The sequence below is a fragment of the Pedobacter jeongneungensis genome, from assembly GCF_039538295.1.
GTDB lineage: Bacteria > Bacteroidota > Bacteroidia > Sphingobacteriales > Sphingobacteriaceae > Pedobacter > Pedobacter jeongneungensis.
Map to the genome: position 1 here is coordinate 56,778 of NZ_BAABBY010000001.1, position 13,650 is coordinate 70,427.

16 protein-coding genes are annotated in these 13,650 nt (G+C 38.7%); 10 read left to right on the top strand and 6 right to left on the bottom strand.

From position 1 onward, the window contains the following. Positions 1 to 6: 6 nt before the first annotated feature. The 7 genes from ABD769_RS00270 (at position 7) to ABD769_RS00300 (ending at position 4,629) form a co-directional block, all read left to right on the top strand. Positions 7 to 1,068, top strand: coding sequence for an alpha/beta hydrolase (locus ABD769_RS00270; protein WP_344848144.1), 1,062 nt, complete (start codon positions 7 to 9; stop codon positions 1,066 to 1,068). 11 nt (positions 1,069 to 1,079) lie between these two features. Beyond that, on the top strand, positions 1,080 to 1,571 hold the full coding sequence (locus ABD769_RS00275; RefSeq protein WP_344848147.1) for a cupin domain-containing protein: 492 nt from the start codon (positions 1,080 to 1,082) through the stop codon (positions 1,569 to 1,571). Positions 1,572 to 1,923: 352 nt separating this feature from the next. Further along, positions 1,924 to 2,181 (top strand): DinB family protein, encoded by a 258-nt coding sequence (locus ABD769_RS00280; RefSeq protein WP_344848150.1) that lies wholly within the window; start codon positions 1,924 to 1,926, stop codon positions 2,179 to 2,181. Positions 2,182 to 2,188: 7 nt separating this feature from the next. Continuing rightward, on the top strand, positions 2,189 to 2,398 hold the full coding sequence (locus tag ABD769_RS00285; protein ID WP_344848153.1) for a hypothetical protein: 210 nt from the start codon (positions 2,189 to 2,191) through the stop codon (positions 2,396 to 2,398). Between the two features lie 797 nt (positions 2,399 to 3,195). Beyond that, positions 3,196 to 3,435, top strand: coding sequence for a hypothetical protein (locus tag ABD769_RS00290; RefSeq protein ID WP_344848156.1), 240 nt, complete (start codon positions 3,196 to 3,198; stop codon positions 3,433 to 3,435). A 32-nt stretch (positions 3,436 to 3,467) separates the two neighbouring features. After that, the gene (locus ABD769_RS00295; protein WP_344848158.1) at positions 3,468 to 3,752 is read left to right on the top strand and encodes a helix-turn-helix domain-containing protein; all 285 of its coding nucleotides are present in this window, start codon (positions 3,468 to 3,470) and stop codon (positions 3,750 to 3,752) included. Between the two features lie 4 nt (positions 3,753 to 3,756). Continuing rightward, complete coding sequence (locus ABD769_RS00300) at positions 3,757 to 4,629, top strand: reverse transcriptase family protein (protein WP_344848161.1); 873 nt, start codon at positions 3,757 to 3,759, stop codon at positions 4,627 to 4,629. A gap of 334 nt (positions 4,630 to 4,963) precedes the next feature. Here ABD769_RS00300 and ABD769_RS00305 read toward each other — a convergent pair whose 3' ends face one another. Continuing rightward, entirely contained in the window at positions 4,964 to 5,341 is a 378-nt protein-coding gene (locus ABD769_RS00305) for a DUF7674 family protein (RefSeq protein WP_344848164.1), read from the bottom strand. Positions 5,342 to 5,897: 556 nt separating this feature from the next. On the opposite strand from ABD769_RS00305, the gene ABD769_RS00310 reads away from it, so the two are divergent. From ABD769_RS00310 to ABD769_RS00320, 3 genes are all read left to right on the top strand, one after another. Continuing rightward, on the top strand, positions 5,898 to 7,094 hold the full coding sequence (locus ABD769_RS00310; protein WP_008245487.1) for a sulfite oxidase: 1,197 nt from the start codon (positions 5,898 to 5,900) through the stop codon (positions 7,092 to 7,094). A 158-nt stretch (positions 7,095 to 7,252) separates the two neighbouring features. Beyond that, on the top strand, positions 7,253 to 7,783 hold the full coding sequence (locus ABD769_RS00315) for a DUF305 domain-containing protein (protein WP_056095405.1): 531 nt from the start codon (positions 7,253 to 7,255) through the stop codon (positions 7,781 to 7,783). Positions 7,784 to 7,786: 3 nt separating this feature from the next. Then, the gene (locus ABD769_RS00320) at positions 7,787 to 9,178 is read left to right on the top strand and encodes a beta-propeller fold lactonase family protein (protein ID WP_056095402.1); all 1,392 of its coding nucleotides are present in this window, start codon (positions 7,787 to 7,789) and stop codon (positions 9,176 to 9,178) included. Positions 9,179 to 9,184: 6 nt separating this feature from the next. Here ABD769_RS00320 and ABD769_RS00325 read toward each other — a convergent pair whose 3' ends face one another. The 5 genes from ABD769_RS00325 to ABD769_RS00345 form a co-directional block, all read right to left on the bottom strand. Continuing rightward, on the bottom strand, positions 9,185 to 10,171 hold the full coding sequence (locus ABD769_RS00325; protein WP_008245480.1) for a YeiH family protein: 987 nt from the start codon (positions 10,169 to 10,171) through the stop codon (positions 9,185 to 9,187). 117 nt (positions 10,172 to 10,288) lie between these two features. Further along, positions 10,289 to 11,038 (bottom strand): substrate-binding domain-containing protein, encoded by a 750-nt coding sequence (locus tag ABD769_RS00330; protein WP_008245473.1) that lies wholly within the window; start codon positions 11,036 to 11,038, stop codon positions 10,289 to 10,291. Positions 11,039 to 11,049: 11 nt separating this feature from the next. Next, positions 11,050 to 11,970 (bottom strand): molybdate ABC transporter substrate-binding protein, encoded by a 921-nt coding sequence (locus ABD769_RS00335; RefSeq protein WP_056870676.1) that lies wholly within the window; start codon positions 11,968 to 11,970, stop codon positions 11,050 to 11,052. A gap of 19 nt (positions 11,971 to 11,989) precedes the next feature. Continuing rightward, complete coding sequence (locus ABD769_RS00340) at positions 11,990 to 12,445, bottom strand: DsrE family protein (RefSeq protein ID WP_008245470.1); 456 nt, start codon at positions 12,443 to 12,445, stop codon at positions 11,990 to 11,992. Between the two features lie 19 nt (positions 12,446 to 12,464). Beyond that, positions 12,465 to 13,550 (bottom strand): c-type cytochrome, encoded by a 1,086-nt coding sequence (locus tag ABD769_RS00345; RefSeq protein ID WP_187593149.1) that lies wholly within the window; start codon positions 13,548 to 13,550, stop codon positions 12,465 to 12,467. Positions 13,551 to 13,650 lie beyond the last annotated feature (100 nt).

The window sequence follows — 13,650 nt, forward strand, 5'->3', positions numbered from 1 at the left end:
GAAGAAATGAAAAAAATAACATCAATTATAGCATTAGCCATCACAATGGCGGGTTTAAATAGTGCCGAAGCCCAAACCGGTAAAAAAGCAGCTTCGCAAAATCCTTATACTTTGGTGTATAGGGGAGCCATAACCAGTAATGAGAAAGGAAAAGTAAACATTCATCCGGTGAAATATAAATTAAACGGGATTGATATCGCTGCAAACGTATATACACCTGCAAATTACCATGTCTCAAAAAAATATCCTGCTGTTGCGGTAGCGCACCCTAACGGCGGTATTAAAGAACAAACGGCAGGATTATACGCGCAGCGTTTGGCAGAAGCGGGTTATGTCACCATTGCTGCCGATGCTGCCTATCAGGGCGCAAGTGGCGGCGAGCCACGCCATACCGATAAACCGGCAAACCGCATAGAAGACATTCATGGCATGGCCGACTTTATTACGCAATTCGCCGGAGTTGATGCAAAACGTTTAGGGGTTTTAGGTATTTGCGGTGGTGGCGGTTATACGTTAAAAGCAGTACAATCAGATAAAAGGTTTAAAGCCGTGGCTACCTTAAGTATGTTCAACTCGGGCGAGGTAAGGCGTAATGGTTTTCAGAATACCCAGCTTGCAACCATACAGGAGCGTTTAAAACAGGCTTCAGCTGCCCGTGCACAGGAAGCTGCCGGGAGTAAAATCATTTATGCCGGTGTAGCAAGCATCACCGATGAAGAGATTGCCAAAACTTCAACCGATTTGTACCGTGAAGGATATGAATACTATTACAGAAGCCACGCACATCCAAATTCGACTTTCTTATACACCATGAGCAGCTTGTTCGACTTAATGACCTGGGATGCCACAATCAATATGGACTTAATTGAACAGCCGTTATTGATGATTGCAGGTAGTAAGGCCGATACAAAATACATGACAGATGAAGCATTCCCCAAAGCCACGAGGGCAAAAAATAAAGAATTATTCCTGATTGATGGGGCTACTCATATCCAAACCTATTGGAAACCCGAATATGTATTGCAAGCCGTAAACAAATTAGTGGATTTTTATCAAACCAACCTTTAAAATTCAGCATCATGAAATACTATTTTAGCTATACGGTAATGGTGATGGTTTTGCTTTTTGCAGCCTGCCGTAATGATCAAAAATTGGAAGCGGTACAATCTTCATCACCACATAAAGAACTTATTTTTCCGCAGGGTGATAAAAATACCAGTGATAATTTTGAAGGTGAAGTATGGGTAAAATCGCTGGCCGATGCCGATAGTTTAAATGAGAACGCCGTTGGTAATGTTACGTTTGCCCCGGGCGCCAGGAGTAAATGGCATGCCCACCCCGCCGGACAAATTCTTTTAGTTACAGATGGGGTAGGCTATTATCAGGAAAAAGGACAGCCCAAAAAAATACTACGCAAAGGGGATGTGATTAAATGCCCGCCAAATGTGCCGCACTGGCATGGTGCAAGCCAGGATACCGTGTTTGTTCAGGTGGCTATTACCGGCAGGCAAAAAGGGCCTACGGTGTGGCTGGAAGCCGTGAGTGATGATGTTTATCTTTCTAAAGGGTAAATAATATATTAGAAGGAAAACTTGAACCCGCATTCTTAGTGTATGAAACAGTGGGGTGGATGACTTGTGATTTAGGATTGAATTTTTACACGTGGCACACGTGCGCTGGCTAAGATTACCAGGCTAAATTTCTTAAATTTAAAAGCTATACTTACATTTATATATGTTTCCCTTAATAAATGCTTGTTGAATTATAAAGGCACGAATCTGGCTATTGTTTAGGCCAGGGCGCTAAGGCTTGCGCTAGCCCGGCCCTTATTTGCGTAAATGATAAATTTTGAACTTTAATGTGAAAAAGTTATTTTAGAAAACATGGCGGATCCTTCTGTTCCTGAGCACTTAAACCAAATAAATGATTAATGTACATTTCGAATGTGAAATTTTAAGGGCCAGCAGAAACAGGCTATTGCAATTAATTGAAACCAGTGGTAACGAAATATTATTTAAAATTCCAGCGGGTTTTAACAATAATATCATCTGGCAAATAGGTCATTGTATCACTTCTCAACAGCGGCATGTGTACATGCGTAGTGGATTACCGATGTATATCTCTAAAGCATTCATGGAATCCTTCGAAATCGGATCGTCTCCACGTTCCTGGGGAAATTAATCCGGATGTGAATGAGCTGAAACATTTATTGATTGATACCGTGAACAGACTTGAATCAGATCTGGAATCCGGAATATTTGTAAATTATGAGCCCTTTGAGTTACCCATCGGGTTTAAAGTGAAAAATCATATCGAGGCGCTACAAGCTGCTAACTATCACGAAGCGGAACATAGCGGCAAGATTTTAACTTATTTGAAGCTGTTGGGCAAAGCATGAAATAACCTTACTGGCGCAAGTCATCGTAAATAGAACGATAGGATGGATGACTTTTGCGATTCAGTATTTGACTCATTAAATTTTCTCGAAAAATTAAGATGTTGGTTTAACAAGGGCACTAAACTTACGTATGGATAAAAACACATTTTCATAAGCGGCACGCGTGCGCTAGTTAGGGGTTTTAATAGCGAAATCATCTGATTACTAATTATAACTAGGACAAGTTAGGAAATGGTGGTTGGAGCCTCTGTTATCTTGTTCATTTATTTTATATAATATTGTTTAATATGTGAAATAAAGTTAAAGAATATGTCTTTTCTATTATTAAATCTATAGTGCCCTTATTTACTCTTTGAATATACGATTCAATATTTTAATGCCTGTTAAAATATTTTTTAAAATAAATTTTGTTCTGTCAGGAATATTATTTAATATTGTGCTATAGTTCTTTGAAAGGTTTTTTAAAACTAAATGTAATAAATTCAAATCGTAAAGTGTAGCAATGCACAGCCTATTTAGGTCTTTTTGATGACCATAACTTTCCACCTCGTCACTTCACTTCTAAGTCTAACCGAACCGAAAAGTGTCGCGAAACCGCCTTGCCGTAATACGGTAATCCCGGAGTGAGAATGTTGACTTAATCGGATTAACCCGTTAATGAAATCATCGCTGTCTTTTTTGAAAATTAATGAAGCAGGATTCTGTAGGAGTGAATAATGAACAACGTATGTGAATTTAATTATAGCATAATTGAAAGAAGCAGGCAATATGCCTTTATAATTAAATTCTTAAAAATTATGGAAAACAATAGTTTAAAAAACATTGACAACCTAATACTGGGTATTGGGGAAATCCTTTCAAAGCACCGTTGTTCGTTTTCAGACGAAGAGCAAGTTCTTTTACGTGATTGTATTAACATGCTGGAGCAATCCAAGTCAGAGCCAGATCAATTGAAATGGCTATCGACATCTGTTAAAGTTATGGGGACGTTAGCGCGTATCTTTTCAATCTACAATCATCTTAAGGACTTATTTTAATCTGACACTCCTACTTTTTTCAAACTTTTGTTATGGACATAGGAAATACAATTAAGGAAATAAGAACAAAAAAGGGTTTAAAGCAAAATGAATTTGCCCAGAAATGTAGCCTTACTCAAGCTTACGTATCCAAAATAGAAAGCAATAGACAAGAGCCAACTTTGGGCGTATTAAAAATTATTGCTGAAGTACTGCAAACTCCACTTCCGGTTCTTTTTTTTCACTCGATGACCTTGGATGATATTGATCCTAAAAAACAAGAAGCATTTCAAATTATTCAGCCCTCAATAAAAGGGATGATAGAATCATTCTTTTAAGCCTATGCTGGATGTACCGAAATTACTTAGAATTTTAAAAATATCTCAAAAGGAGCTTGATCACCTTTTAAATAATATTGACAATTTTTATTATTTAATTAGTAATCCTAAGTTAGATAGAAAAGGTATTCAATTAATCGATAAAAACGGTAAACCTCGCACGCGTGATCTTTATCCAAGCTTAACGTTAATGAAAAGCGTCCAAAAACGTATTCATGTACAACTCTTAAAAACAATAAAACTACCTAATTATGCATTTGGCGGTGTTGCTAAAAGAGACAACATTTTAAATGCAAAAATGCATCAGGGAAACAAGTTTTTCTTCAATACAGATTTAAGAAATTTTTATCCTGGGATTAGCCACCATCAAGTGTTTGAAATGTATGTAAAGAGAAATTTCTCTCCAACAGCGGCAAGGATTCTAACCAAACTTACAACATATAAGGGAATGTTACCACAAGGAACACCTACCTCACCATATTTGGCAAACCTAGTATTTGTAAGTGCAGGGCTTGAATTGGAACAATTAACTAAAAAACATGGAATGACTCTAACTACTTTTGTTGACGATATTACAATCTCTTCAAAAACGGATTTCAAACCTTTTGTTAACGAAATATTACAAATTATTACATCGAAAGGTTTTAAAATAAGTCACAACAAGACTTTTTATCAGACTAAGCAGCCTAAAGTAACCAATGTCATTGTAAATAATAATGGTATTCAACTTCCTGATAGCTATAAAAAGAAAATCGATTCATTTGAAGATAGAGAAACACCACAGGCAAAAGGTACAATCAATTACTATAAACGGGTATATAAAATCAGTAAAATCAAAGCTTCCAAGATAAAGGAAAAGACTTTTCCCAAATCTTAAAGCATAACTAGTTTTAATAATCCCCTCGCTAGCGCACGCGTGCCGCGTGTGAATTTAATCTATCTTCTAGTCTTAGCGTCTCGCTAAGACGAATTATACTCTCAAAAAAAAGCCCATCTTTCGATGAGCTTTTAATCAGTAACCTTAGGACATAGATTCACGGATGAATTTATAGAAGATTTGCGCCCTTCAGCTAAAGTTCTTCAATAGGTTTTTAGGCTGATTGAAAATGCCAATAAAAAGGCGTCGAATGGTTTGCGAAGGAGTATCGCCAAAAGTGGGCATCAGACCTAATGCGCACTTTTCGGTCGTTCAAAATCCTGATAAAACCATTCTATTGACCAGAGTCGCGATGCCTTTTCAATATATTTTCATAATACTGTTCATACTCCGCATATACCACTGACAATTTCGTGGGCATTATTTGGACTATTGGAGCCATTATATTTGCATTTTTGCCTAGTAATAATGCTTCGCAGTATGAAACATTCAAGGCATTCTTTAAGGTATCATTCATAAGATCAATCCTCGATTCAAGGAAATCAAAACATTTAGTTATTTCCGGGATGTTGTTTTCCTCTATCAGCTTATTAGTATAACCCGCAAACACTTCCATACGCATATGTACCAGATACCTATCTTCCTCTTCAATATCTGTTTTTAGAGTGGGAAATGATTTTATCAAATCCTCGAAAAAATCTTCGTCGCTCATTGCTGATTATTAAAGAATCAAATTGGTGATTAATACGAATATCCAAGCAAAAATTTGTTCTCCTCCGGCGTTCTCATCTCGTCTTAGCGTCTCGCTAAGAAAGCTAACTAATTATAAATGGACCTGAACCAAAAAAAGCCCATCTTTCGATGAGCTTTTAATCAGTAGAGTCAATCCGCGGAAGTTCGAACTTTTATGAGCATTGCGAAGCGATAGTTGATTTTGAGAATTTGTTAAACAATAAGGTGGAAAGGCAGTATCGTAAAAAGAAATTACTATAAGTTTTACCAAGGAATTTATCATTTTGAAATCTATTCCAATAGCCTCTTCAATGAATTGTTTCGCCCATTTTTGTATTATCAAGAAACGACCGTTTTTTGATAGAAATTGAGATGAGTATTTGATAAACAGTTATAGAACTATTGTGTCTTTTCTAGCAGGCCAGCGATGAAGTAAAGTCTACAGTTGTTTCCTTTCAACCATCAAGAAAAAGGAAGAATACAAGTTATCCTATGAGAGATTTTTGGCTATATTGTAATCACCTACATTTATTGAAATGAAAAACGACAAAACATCACAAAACTACACGTTAAACAGACGTAATTTTGTTACTGGAATTATCCCGGTGATAGCTGGCGCAACAATACCATCCTGGGCTTCGGCGAAGGAGATTCAACAAACCAGAGAAGACAATGACTTTCCAGGACTTATTACGCGAGAGAAAAAGCCATTAAATATGGAGTTTCCATTTCCTACGTTAAAAAACAGGATTACTCCAAATAACCAGTTCTTCATCAGGAGTCATTTTAATATTCCCAATATTGATGCTACAAATTGGGAATTAGAGATTGGCGGCAACACCAATCATGTCATAAAGATCAATCTGAGCGAACTTAAAAAGCTTCCTGCAAAAAAGGTAATGGCTACTATAGAATGTGCCGGAAACGGACGTGCTAACCTCGCCCCAAAAGTGAAGGGTTTAGGATGGGAACAAGGTGGGATCAGCAATGCTGAATGGACAGGAGTACCTTTATCCGTATTGTTAAAGAAGGCTGGCATAAAGGTGGGTACGGTAGACATTATTTTGGAAGGGAATGATGAGGGGATGATTACAGAAGAGCCGAAATCACCAGGAAAAATCAAATTCGCCCGAAGCATTCCGTTAAATATAGCAATGCAGGATCACATCATCATCGCCTATGAAATGAATGGAAAACCATTGAGTGCTGAACATGGTTTCCCGGCAAGGGCAATTATTCCAGGATGGTATGGTATGGCATCTGTGAAATGGCTGATGAAAATTACTGCATCTGAAAAGCCGTTTGATGGCTATTGGCAGACGATTGAATATGCTTACTGGAAGCGTGTTGAAGGACTACCTACCTTGACGCCCGTAACCACTACATTGGTTAAGTCTGAAATATCAAGGCCGGTATTGTTTGAAGCGGTGCCGGCTGGAAAACCTTATCAAGTAAGGGGTGCAGGATGGTCAGGTGATAGTAACCTATCGAAAGTAGAAATAAGCACGGATAAAGGAAATTCATGGCAACCAGCAAAATTAATTGGTCCTGCTATCCCTTTCGCCTGGCAGCTATTTGAATTTGAATGGGTGGTTCCTGCTAAGACTGGAAGATATAGTTTAATGGCTAGAGCGACAGATCAAAATGGCAAAACGCAACCCATGGAGCATGATTTAGACAGAAGAACTTACATGGTTAATTTTATCTCGCCAATTGATGTAGATGTAATATAGCTCAATAAGAACAAATTTCAGGATCTTGCGGTTATCGCATAAGGCTTGTTTGGCATAAACAGTTTATCACAATTAATATTCTACATCAAACCATGATCAGATTCACGTCTATACTTCTACTATTTGCTAGTTTCTCTGCACGAGCACAACATGAACACATGCAAATGGCAACTAAAAAAAATGTCTTCCTTGGGCAAATGGCTCATATGATGATGAAGATGGATGAAATATCAGCTACCACATCTGCAGACAGAGATTTCATACAAATGATGATCCCACATCACCAGGGTGCTATTGATATGGCAGAAGAAGAGATTAAGACCGGAAAAAATAAAGAAATGATTCAGCTAGCTAAAAGTATCAAAGCTGAGCAACAAACCCAGATTCAGCAAATGCGACTCCTGCTCAGCCATCCTGAAGGATTTATCGCTACAGGCAACCAACATCAAAACGCCAACCAGAAGATGATGAAAGTGATGATGGAACAAATGCCTGAAGAAAAACAATTGTCTGATACTGATCTGTCCTTTGCAAGGATAATGCTTCCTCACCATCAGGCTGCCATCGACATGGCTAAAGTTGAGTTGCGGTATGGAAAAAATAAAAATGTAAAAAGACTGGCCGAGAATATTATCTCAGATGAACAGATAGAAATCCAACAAATGAAGACATTTACAAACTCCCATTAACATATGAAAAAGATATCCTTGTTTACGCTATTAATATTCAGTTTTGCCCTACAATCAAAAGCACAATCAATCTATGCCCAAGACAGGGTTTATACAGGCAATCAGATATCTAATACGGTTTCTGTCTTAGATCCCTCAACACAAACGCTATTAGGAAATATTGTTCTTGGTAAACCCCAACCTGATATCTTAAGTCCTCTATATAAGGGACAGGCCCTGGTTCATGGCCTGGGTTATTCCCCTAAAAGGCAATTACTAGCAGCGGTTTCCATTGGATCAAATTCAGTAACCTTTATTTCAACAGCAAAAAATAAAGTTTTAAAAACTGTTTATATCGGACGTTCACCGCATGAGGCAACCTTTAACCCTTCAGGATCACAGGCATGGATATCGGTAAGAGGAGAATCGTATATCAGCGTAATTGATGCAAATAAACTGATTGAAATCAAGCAAATTCCAGTAGCCGACGGCCCGGGAATGGTTGCTTTTACTCCAGATGGAAAATGGGCTTATATTTGTTCCAGCTTTACTGCAGAAGTGGATGTAGTGAATGCAACTTCTTATGCTATTGTAAAGCGTATTCCAGTAGTTAGTCCATTTTCTCCAAATATATTCTGTAGTCCTGATGGGAAATGGATTGCATTGACACATAAGGATGTAGGGAAGATCACTGTCATCAGCACGGAGACAAATACGATACATACAGTACTAAATACAGGTCCAATTACCAACCATGTCACTTTTACTTTAGTTAATGATTCACCTGTGATGCTGGCAACCATTGGCGGAGAAAACAGCTTAAAAGTATTTAGTGTTTCACAAGATTTCAAGCTTACTGATAGCGTTGCGACAGGATCATTGCCACATGGCGTCTGGACTTCGGCAGATGGTAAATTTGCATATGTCGGATTAGAAAATGATGACCAGGTACAAGTGGTTGATCTGGTAAAAATGGCCGTTGTAAAAACCATTGCTATTGGACAATGTCCGCAAGCATTGTTGTACGCCGCTAATGCCAGCCCTGCAAATGCCTCAAAAGAAAATTTAACCCCGCTTAATCTTGCAGACAAAAGTCAGGTGATTAAATTGATGAATAAGGATAATTCAATGTCATCAGGCATGCTAAACGTAAGAAGCGTAGGCTTGACTGATCTTGTCCAACAGGACTTTAAAAAACTCGAGCCAAATACTTCGTATACTTTAGCGTTAACCAACTCCTCAAATGATACGTTTAACGCAGATTATGTCATCAATTCTTTTAAGACCGATGAAAAAGGAGCTTTTAGCGGTCAATCCTCGGGGATAATTAAGAGTGTAGGAACAGGTGGCGCCGATTATAAACATGTGGTTCTTATTGATGATCTTTCAAAAAAGCTGGTGATGATCAGTAACTAATGTATTTTAAACCAAAGATATAACTGCCCATAATGCAGCACTTGAAATTACTATCCATAAAATTACGCCTTGTAACAGTGGCATTATCCCCACTGCTTTCAAGATAGTAAATGAGAGTCCGCTTCCTATCAGGAACAAGGTTAAAGTTAAGCCTGCTTTTGCTAATGCTACAAAGTAGGGCGCAAAAGGCTTAATAAAAGGTAAGTAGGTGTTGGCGATCATTGCCAGGATAAATAGCCCTATAAAATAGGGTATACTAACTTTGCTATTGTTGCTTTTGAACAGGAAAGATGTACCAAACGCTACGGGAACAATCCATAGTGCTCTGGCTAACTTAACAGTTGTGGCTATCTGTAGTGCTTGTTCACCATATTTACTGGCTGCCCCAACAACAGAACTGGTATCGTGAATAGCAATGGCACACCACATACCAAATTGTGACTGTGACAAGTTAAGCGCATGTCCGATAGCGGGGAAAAGAAATAAGGCCACCGAGTTGAGTATAAAAACAGTACCCATTGCAACGGAGATCTGTTTTTCTTCTGCGTTCATTACAGGCGACAATGCAGCAATAGCACTTCCACCACAGATCGCCGTTCCAGCTGATATCAAAAAAGATGTTTTACGTTCTATTTTAAATACTTTTCCCAGGATAAAACCAATGATAAGCACTCCGAAAATAGAAACTACGGTAAACAGTACGCCTTCTTTTCCTGCTTTCATTGCACTGAATACATTCATTCCAAATCCTAGCCCGACAACAGAAATTTTTAGCAGCAGGTTTGTGGCCTTGTGATTTAAATGCAGATAGGGATGTTCCATTAGTTGCGCCAATACTAATCCTAGCAATAAGGCTAAAGGAGGCGACATAAATGGAAAGAGGCACAGCAAAACTGCCAGGATGAAGATAATTTTACGGGTGTTTAAATTTAAGTTTAGCAGGTTACCCGCCTTTATTTTAGAAGAATTTGAATTGTCTTTGATTTGTGTCATAATTTTGATTGTCTTTATTTTCTAATTCAAAGATCCATAACTAATAAACCCCGATCAAATCATTAAAACTTATCTTCCATAACTTCATGTTATAGAAGATAAGTTTTTAGACATTATTTATTCCCAACCCCATTTTTTGAAAATGAGATGTCCTTTATCGGATTGCATAAACTTGATAAAATCCTCAGTTTCCGACTTATGCGTACCAGTGCTACCCCTCACTACAGGTGTACCTCTATAGACTGTTTGTGTAACAGGAATCCTAACCATTGAGGTGAGGTCTGGTAAACGGTTATGCCAGGAGCCAAATGTTATCCAGGCATCATATTGAGGATCATTTTTCCATGCAGCAATACCCAATGCCGAATTTGCAAATGTACCTGCTATACGCTGCTGTATGTTTGCAATCAGATCTTGTCGACCTGCCAAATCTTCCCAAAGCCCCATTTGCCCAGCCCCATTCACATCAAGAATTTTCACACCTGGTTTACAGAGATCGCCCAGATTTTTGATGTTTTTAGGATTGCCGGGCCGTACCAGGATCGCTGCCGCACGTTTATATAACTCTGTCCGAGAGTTCGCCACTATCATGTTTGGGTGGTCAGACATGAATTTTGAAAGCATGTATTCTGCTCCTCCAAAGAACAGATCTGCATGTTTCATTGCATCCGGCATCCATTCATTATCTGGCCCGGCAGTGACTTTAATTACGATATCATGCTGCTTTCCAAAAACCTTCGCACATTCATTGATCGGTCCGAGCGGCCCACCGGGACCATAGACATATAAAGTATCGTTTGGGATTTGTGCATTCCCAATGGTCACTACAGCAACGACTGACAATATGGTTAAAAATATATTTTTCATTGTGTTTATGTTTAAGGTAAATCAAAACCAAACTTTTTGTAGATGGCAGCAGCCTGCGGACTGATCAAAAAATCCATAAAATCTTTTGCAGCGGCCGGATGTGGCGCATCTTTTAACTGTCCCGCTATATATTGCGCATGGATATTCTCTTTTTCAGGAATTTCAATGAGCTCAACAGGATGGCCAATCATTTTCTGATAGTAGGCCTCAGTATACCATACTGGAGCGGCGTCACTTTCGTTGTATAGGATCCTCATTGGTGATTGGCGATGATGGATCATGGTAAGATAAGTAGTCTTATCTTTAACTTTATCTTCCATGATGGTAGATTTTAATGTTTCCCCTCCAGCTTTCACATAGGCTTCTTCAATACGTTTACCGATCCCTTCATTCTCTGGATTGGGCATACTGATCCTCAGCTCTTTATTTGCTAAATCTTTGAGTGACTTCAATGCCTTCGGATTTCCCTTTTGGACCATGATTGCCAACCTGTTTCTAGCATATAAAGTCGTTTTGCTAAACCATTCAGGGGTCATGTCTATCCGGTTCTTACCAGCTGTATAAACATCCGGCTTTAAGGTAATTCTCATGTTGCCCACCACAATGCTACCGGTTTTTATTTGTTGGGCTAAAATGCCTGGGGGAAGCGTTTCGGCAAATACCCGCTGATAATGTGGATATGACTTTTTAAAGGCTGCAATTAATTCGTCAATGCACATAAACTGGTTACCGGCAAAGAAAACCACCAGTTGGGGATCATTAATGTCTCCAAAAAGATCAGGCACATTGTCTACTCCAGGTACTGTGAACTGAACTTTACTTTCAGGTGGAGTATTCCAGGGCGGATCAAAGCGATGATCCTGGGCCTTAACATTTCCACAAAGCAATAAAAATGCAACTGTGGCTAAAAAGGTGTGATTTATATATTTCATGATTTTCTAATTATTTGGTTTAAGGATGTACAACTGCCCATCCCTGATATTGACGGATGATGATTTCACCATTGCCGCTGGGTACATAACTGATAAAATCAAATAAGGTATTTTTTTCGATTTTCCTTTCTCTGACGGTATTTTCACATTGTGCAAGAATTACTCCTCTGGATTGCAGTTCTAACAATGTTTTTTCAAAAGATCCGTTCTTCTGGTAAACAGCTACGCCATCTCCAAAGGCAATAAGTTCTGCATTGATTTTCCCTTTTAACCTGGGATCGTCGAGTGCATTTTTTAGGTTTCGAAGTGTTCCTGCAATCTTTTTCTCATCACCGTTATTGATTACATACAGTGCCTTATAATTTTTCAGGGTGGCTTTTGCCCCTGTAAAATTAGCAGGTGTAGCTTGGGCAAAAGTGGCCGAGGTTGCTGCGATCAGCAAAAATAATGTACAGATTAAGGTTATTTTTTTCATGATTTTAGATTTTGATGATTTATTTAGTTGTTAGTTTTACTTGTTTTTCGGAGGTTACAATTGGTGCAAATGGACCATACTTATGTTGATTTTCAGAAAATTTGTCGGCATATGGTCCGTATGGCGCATCAAAAGGTTTTTTTAACAAATCAGGGTAATCTTTTCCCTGATCTTTATGTGGTCTTGGCTGTGAGTTCACAAAAGCAGCGAGATCCCAGGCCTCCTCATCACTTAACCGCGCATCTCCATATCTGGCACCATATGGCATATTGTTCTTTACGAACCCCGCAAAGTTACTGAGTCTATACATCCCTGCGCCATCATTGTAGCTGTGTTTGCCCCATAATGGCGGATAAACATAAGTTAGTTTGTCTTCATCGAGTATTCCCTCACCATTTGCACCATGACAACTTTGACATTTACTGGTATATAAAATCGCTCCATGTTTGACATTCGCTGCCCTATCCAGGAATTTTAATTTTTCGGTTCCCGTTCCAAACACTTTCTCCCCTTTTTTTACACCTGTTCCAAGCCATTTCATATAAGCCAGCATTGCCTGTATCTCTTTACTAGATTCGTCTGGTACTTTGCCTGCAAGACTTCGATTGAAGCACTCTGCAATACGTGCCGATGCAGGTTCAACCTTTCCTGATCTGCCACTCATTTTAGGAAAACTGGAAATAAAACCAGCATAATTATTTCCGAACAGTTTGGTTCCACCCTCGAGGTGACAATTCTGACAATTCATACCATTTGTAATACGGGCTATGGATCCATTTGGCCCAAAATATTTGCTCGTATGTGCTATTAATTCTTTGCCATACCTGATCATCTGGCCGTACTTGGTGTCCGCCGGAATCGTATTTTCATCAGGCGCTTTCCAGGCATCAGCAGGTACAACCTGGCTTTTGACGTTAACAGCAGCTATACCGGTTTCCACATCCTGTTTGGTTTTTGCTGTCACTACATCTGGCTGCCCATTAAAAAATAAAGTGCAGATGAAAATGGTTCCACAAGCAACAAATAGAAACGCAATGATAGCCGTTGTCCTGGCTGTATATATAAGTGCTTGTCTGATTTCTTTTTCTGTTGATTCCTTATTCATAACCAATATTTTTCTGTTACAAATGTGCATTTATTCTACTCATCAGAAAAAGCATAAAAAGTTATTGATGATAACGTAAGGTTATGATGTCAGTACCCGT

Bases quoted from the DNA above. Each gene is read 5' to 3' on its own strand.
- ABD769_RS00270 (WP_344848144.1), top strand. From the start codon at position 7: ATGAAAAAAATAACATCAATTATAGCATTAGCCATCACAATGGCGGGT.
- ABD769_RS00275 (WP_344848147.1), top strand. From the start codon at position 1,080: ATGAAATACTATTTTAGCTATACGGTAATGGTGATGGTTTTGCTTTTT.
- ABD769_RS00280 (WP_344848150.1), top strand. From the start codon at position 1,924: ATGATTAATGTACATTTCGAATGTGAAATTTTAAGGGCCAGCAGAAAC.
- ABD769_RS00290 (WP_344848156.1), top strand. From the start codon at position 3,196: ATGGAAAACAATAGTTTAAAAAACATTGACAACCTAATACTGGGTATT.
- ABD769_RS00295 (WP_344848158.1), top strand. From the start codon at position 3,468: ATGGACATAGGAAATACAATTAAGGAAATAAGAACAAAAAAGGGTTTA.
- ABD769_RS00300 (WP_344848161.1), top strand. From the start codon at position 3,757: ATGCTGGATGTACCGAAATTACTTAGAATTTTAAAAATATCTCAAAAG.
- ABD769_RS00305 (WP_344848164.1), bottom strand. From the start codon at position 5,341: ATGAGCGACGAAGATTTTTTCGAGGATTTGATAAAATCATTTCCCACT.
- ABD769_RS00310 (WP_008245487.1), top strand. From the start codon at position 5,898: ATGAAAAACGACAAAACATCACAAAACTACACGTTAAACAGACGTAAT.
- ABD769_RS00315 (WP_056095405.1), top strand. From the start codon at position 7,253: ATGCAAATGGCAACTAAAAAAAATGTCTTCCTTGGGCAAATGGCTCAT.
- ABD769_RS00320 (WP_056095402.1), top strand. From the start codon at position 7,787: ATGAAAAAGATATCCTTGTTTACGCTATTAATATTCAGTTTTGCCCTA.
- ABD769_RS00325 (WP_008245480.1), bottom strand. From the start codon at position 10,171: ATGACACAAATCAAAGACAATTCAAATTCTTCTAAAATAAAGGCGGGT.
- ABD769_RS00330 (WP_008245473.1), bottom strand. From the start codon at position 11,038: ATGAAAAATATATTTTTAACCATATTGTCAGTCGTTGCTGTAGTGACC.
- ABD769_RS00335 (WP_056870676.1), bottom strand. From the start codon at position 11,970: ATGAAATATATAAATCACACCTTTTTAGCCACAGTTGCATTTTTATTG.
- ABD769_RS00340 (WP_008245470.1), bottom strand. From the start codon at position 12,445: ATGAAAAAAATAACCTTAATCTGTACATTATTTTTGCTGATCGCAGCA.
- ABD769_RS00345 (WP_187593149.1), bottom strand. From the start codon at position 13,550: ATGAATAAGGAATCAACAGAAAAAGAAATCAGACAAGCACTTATATAT.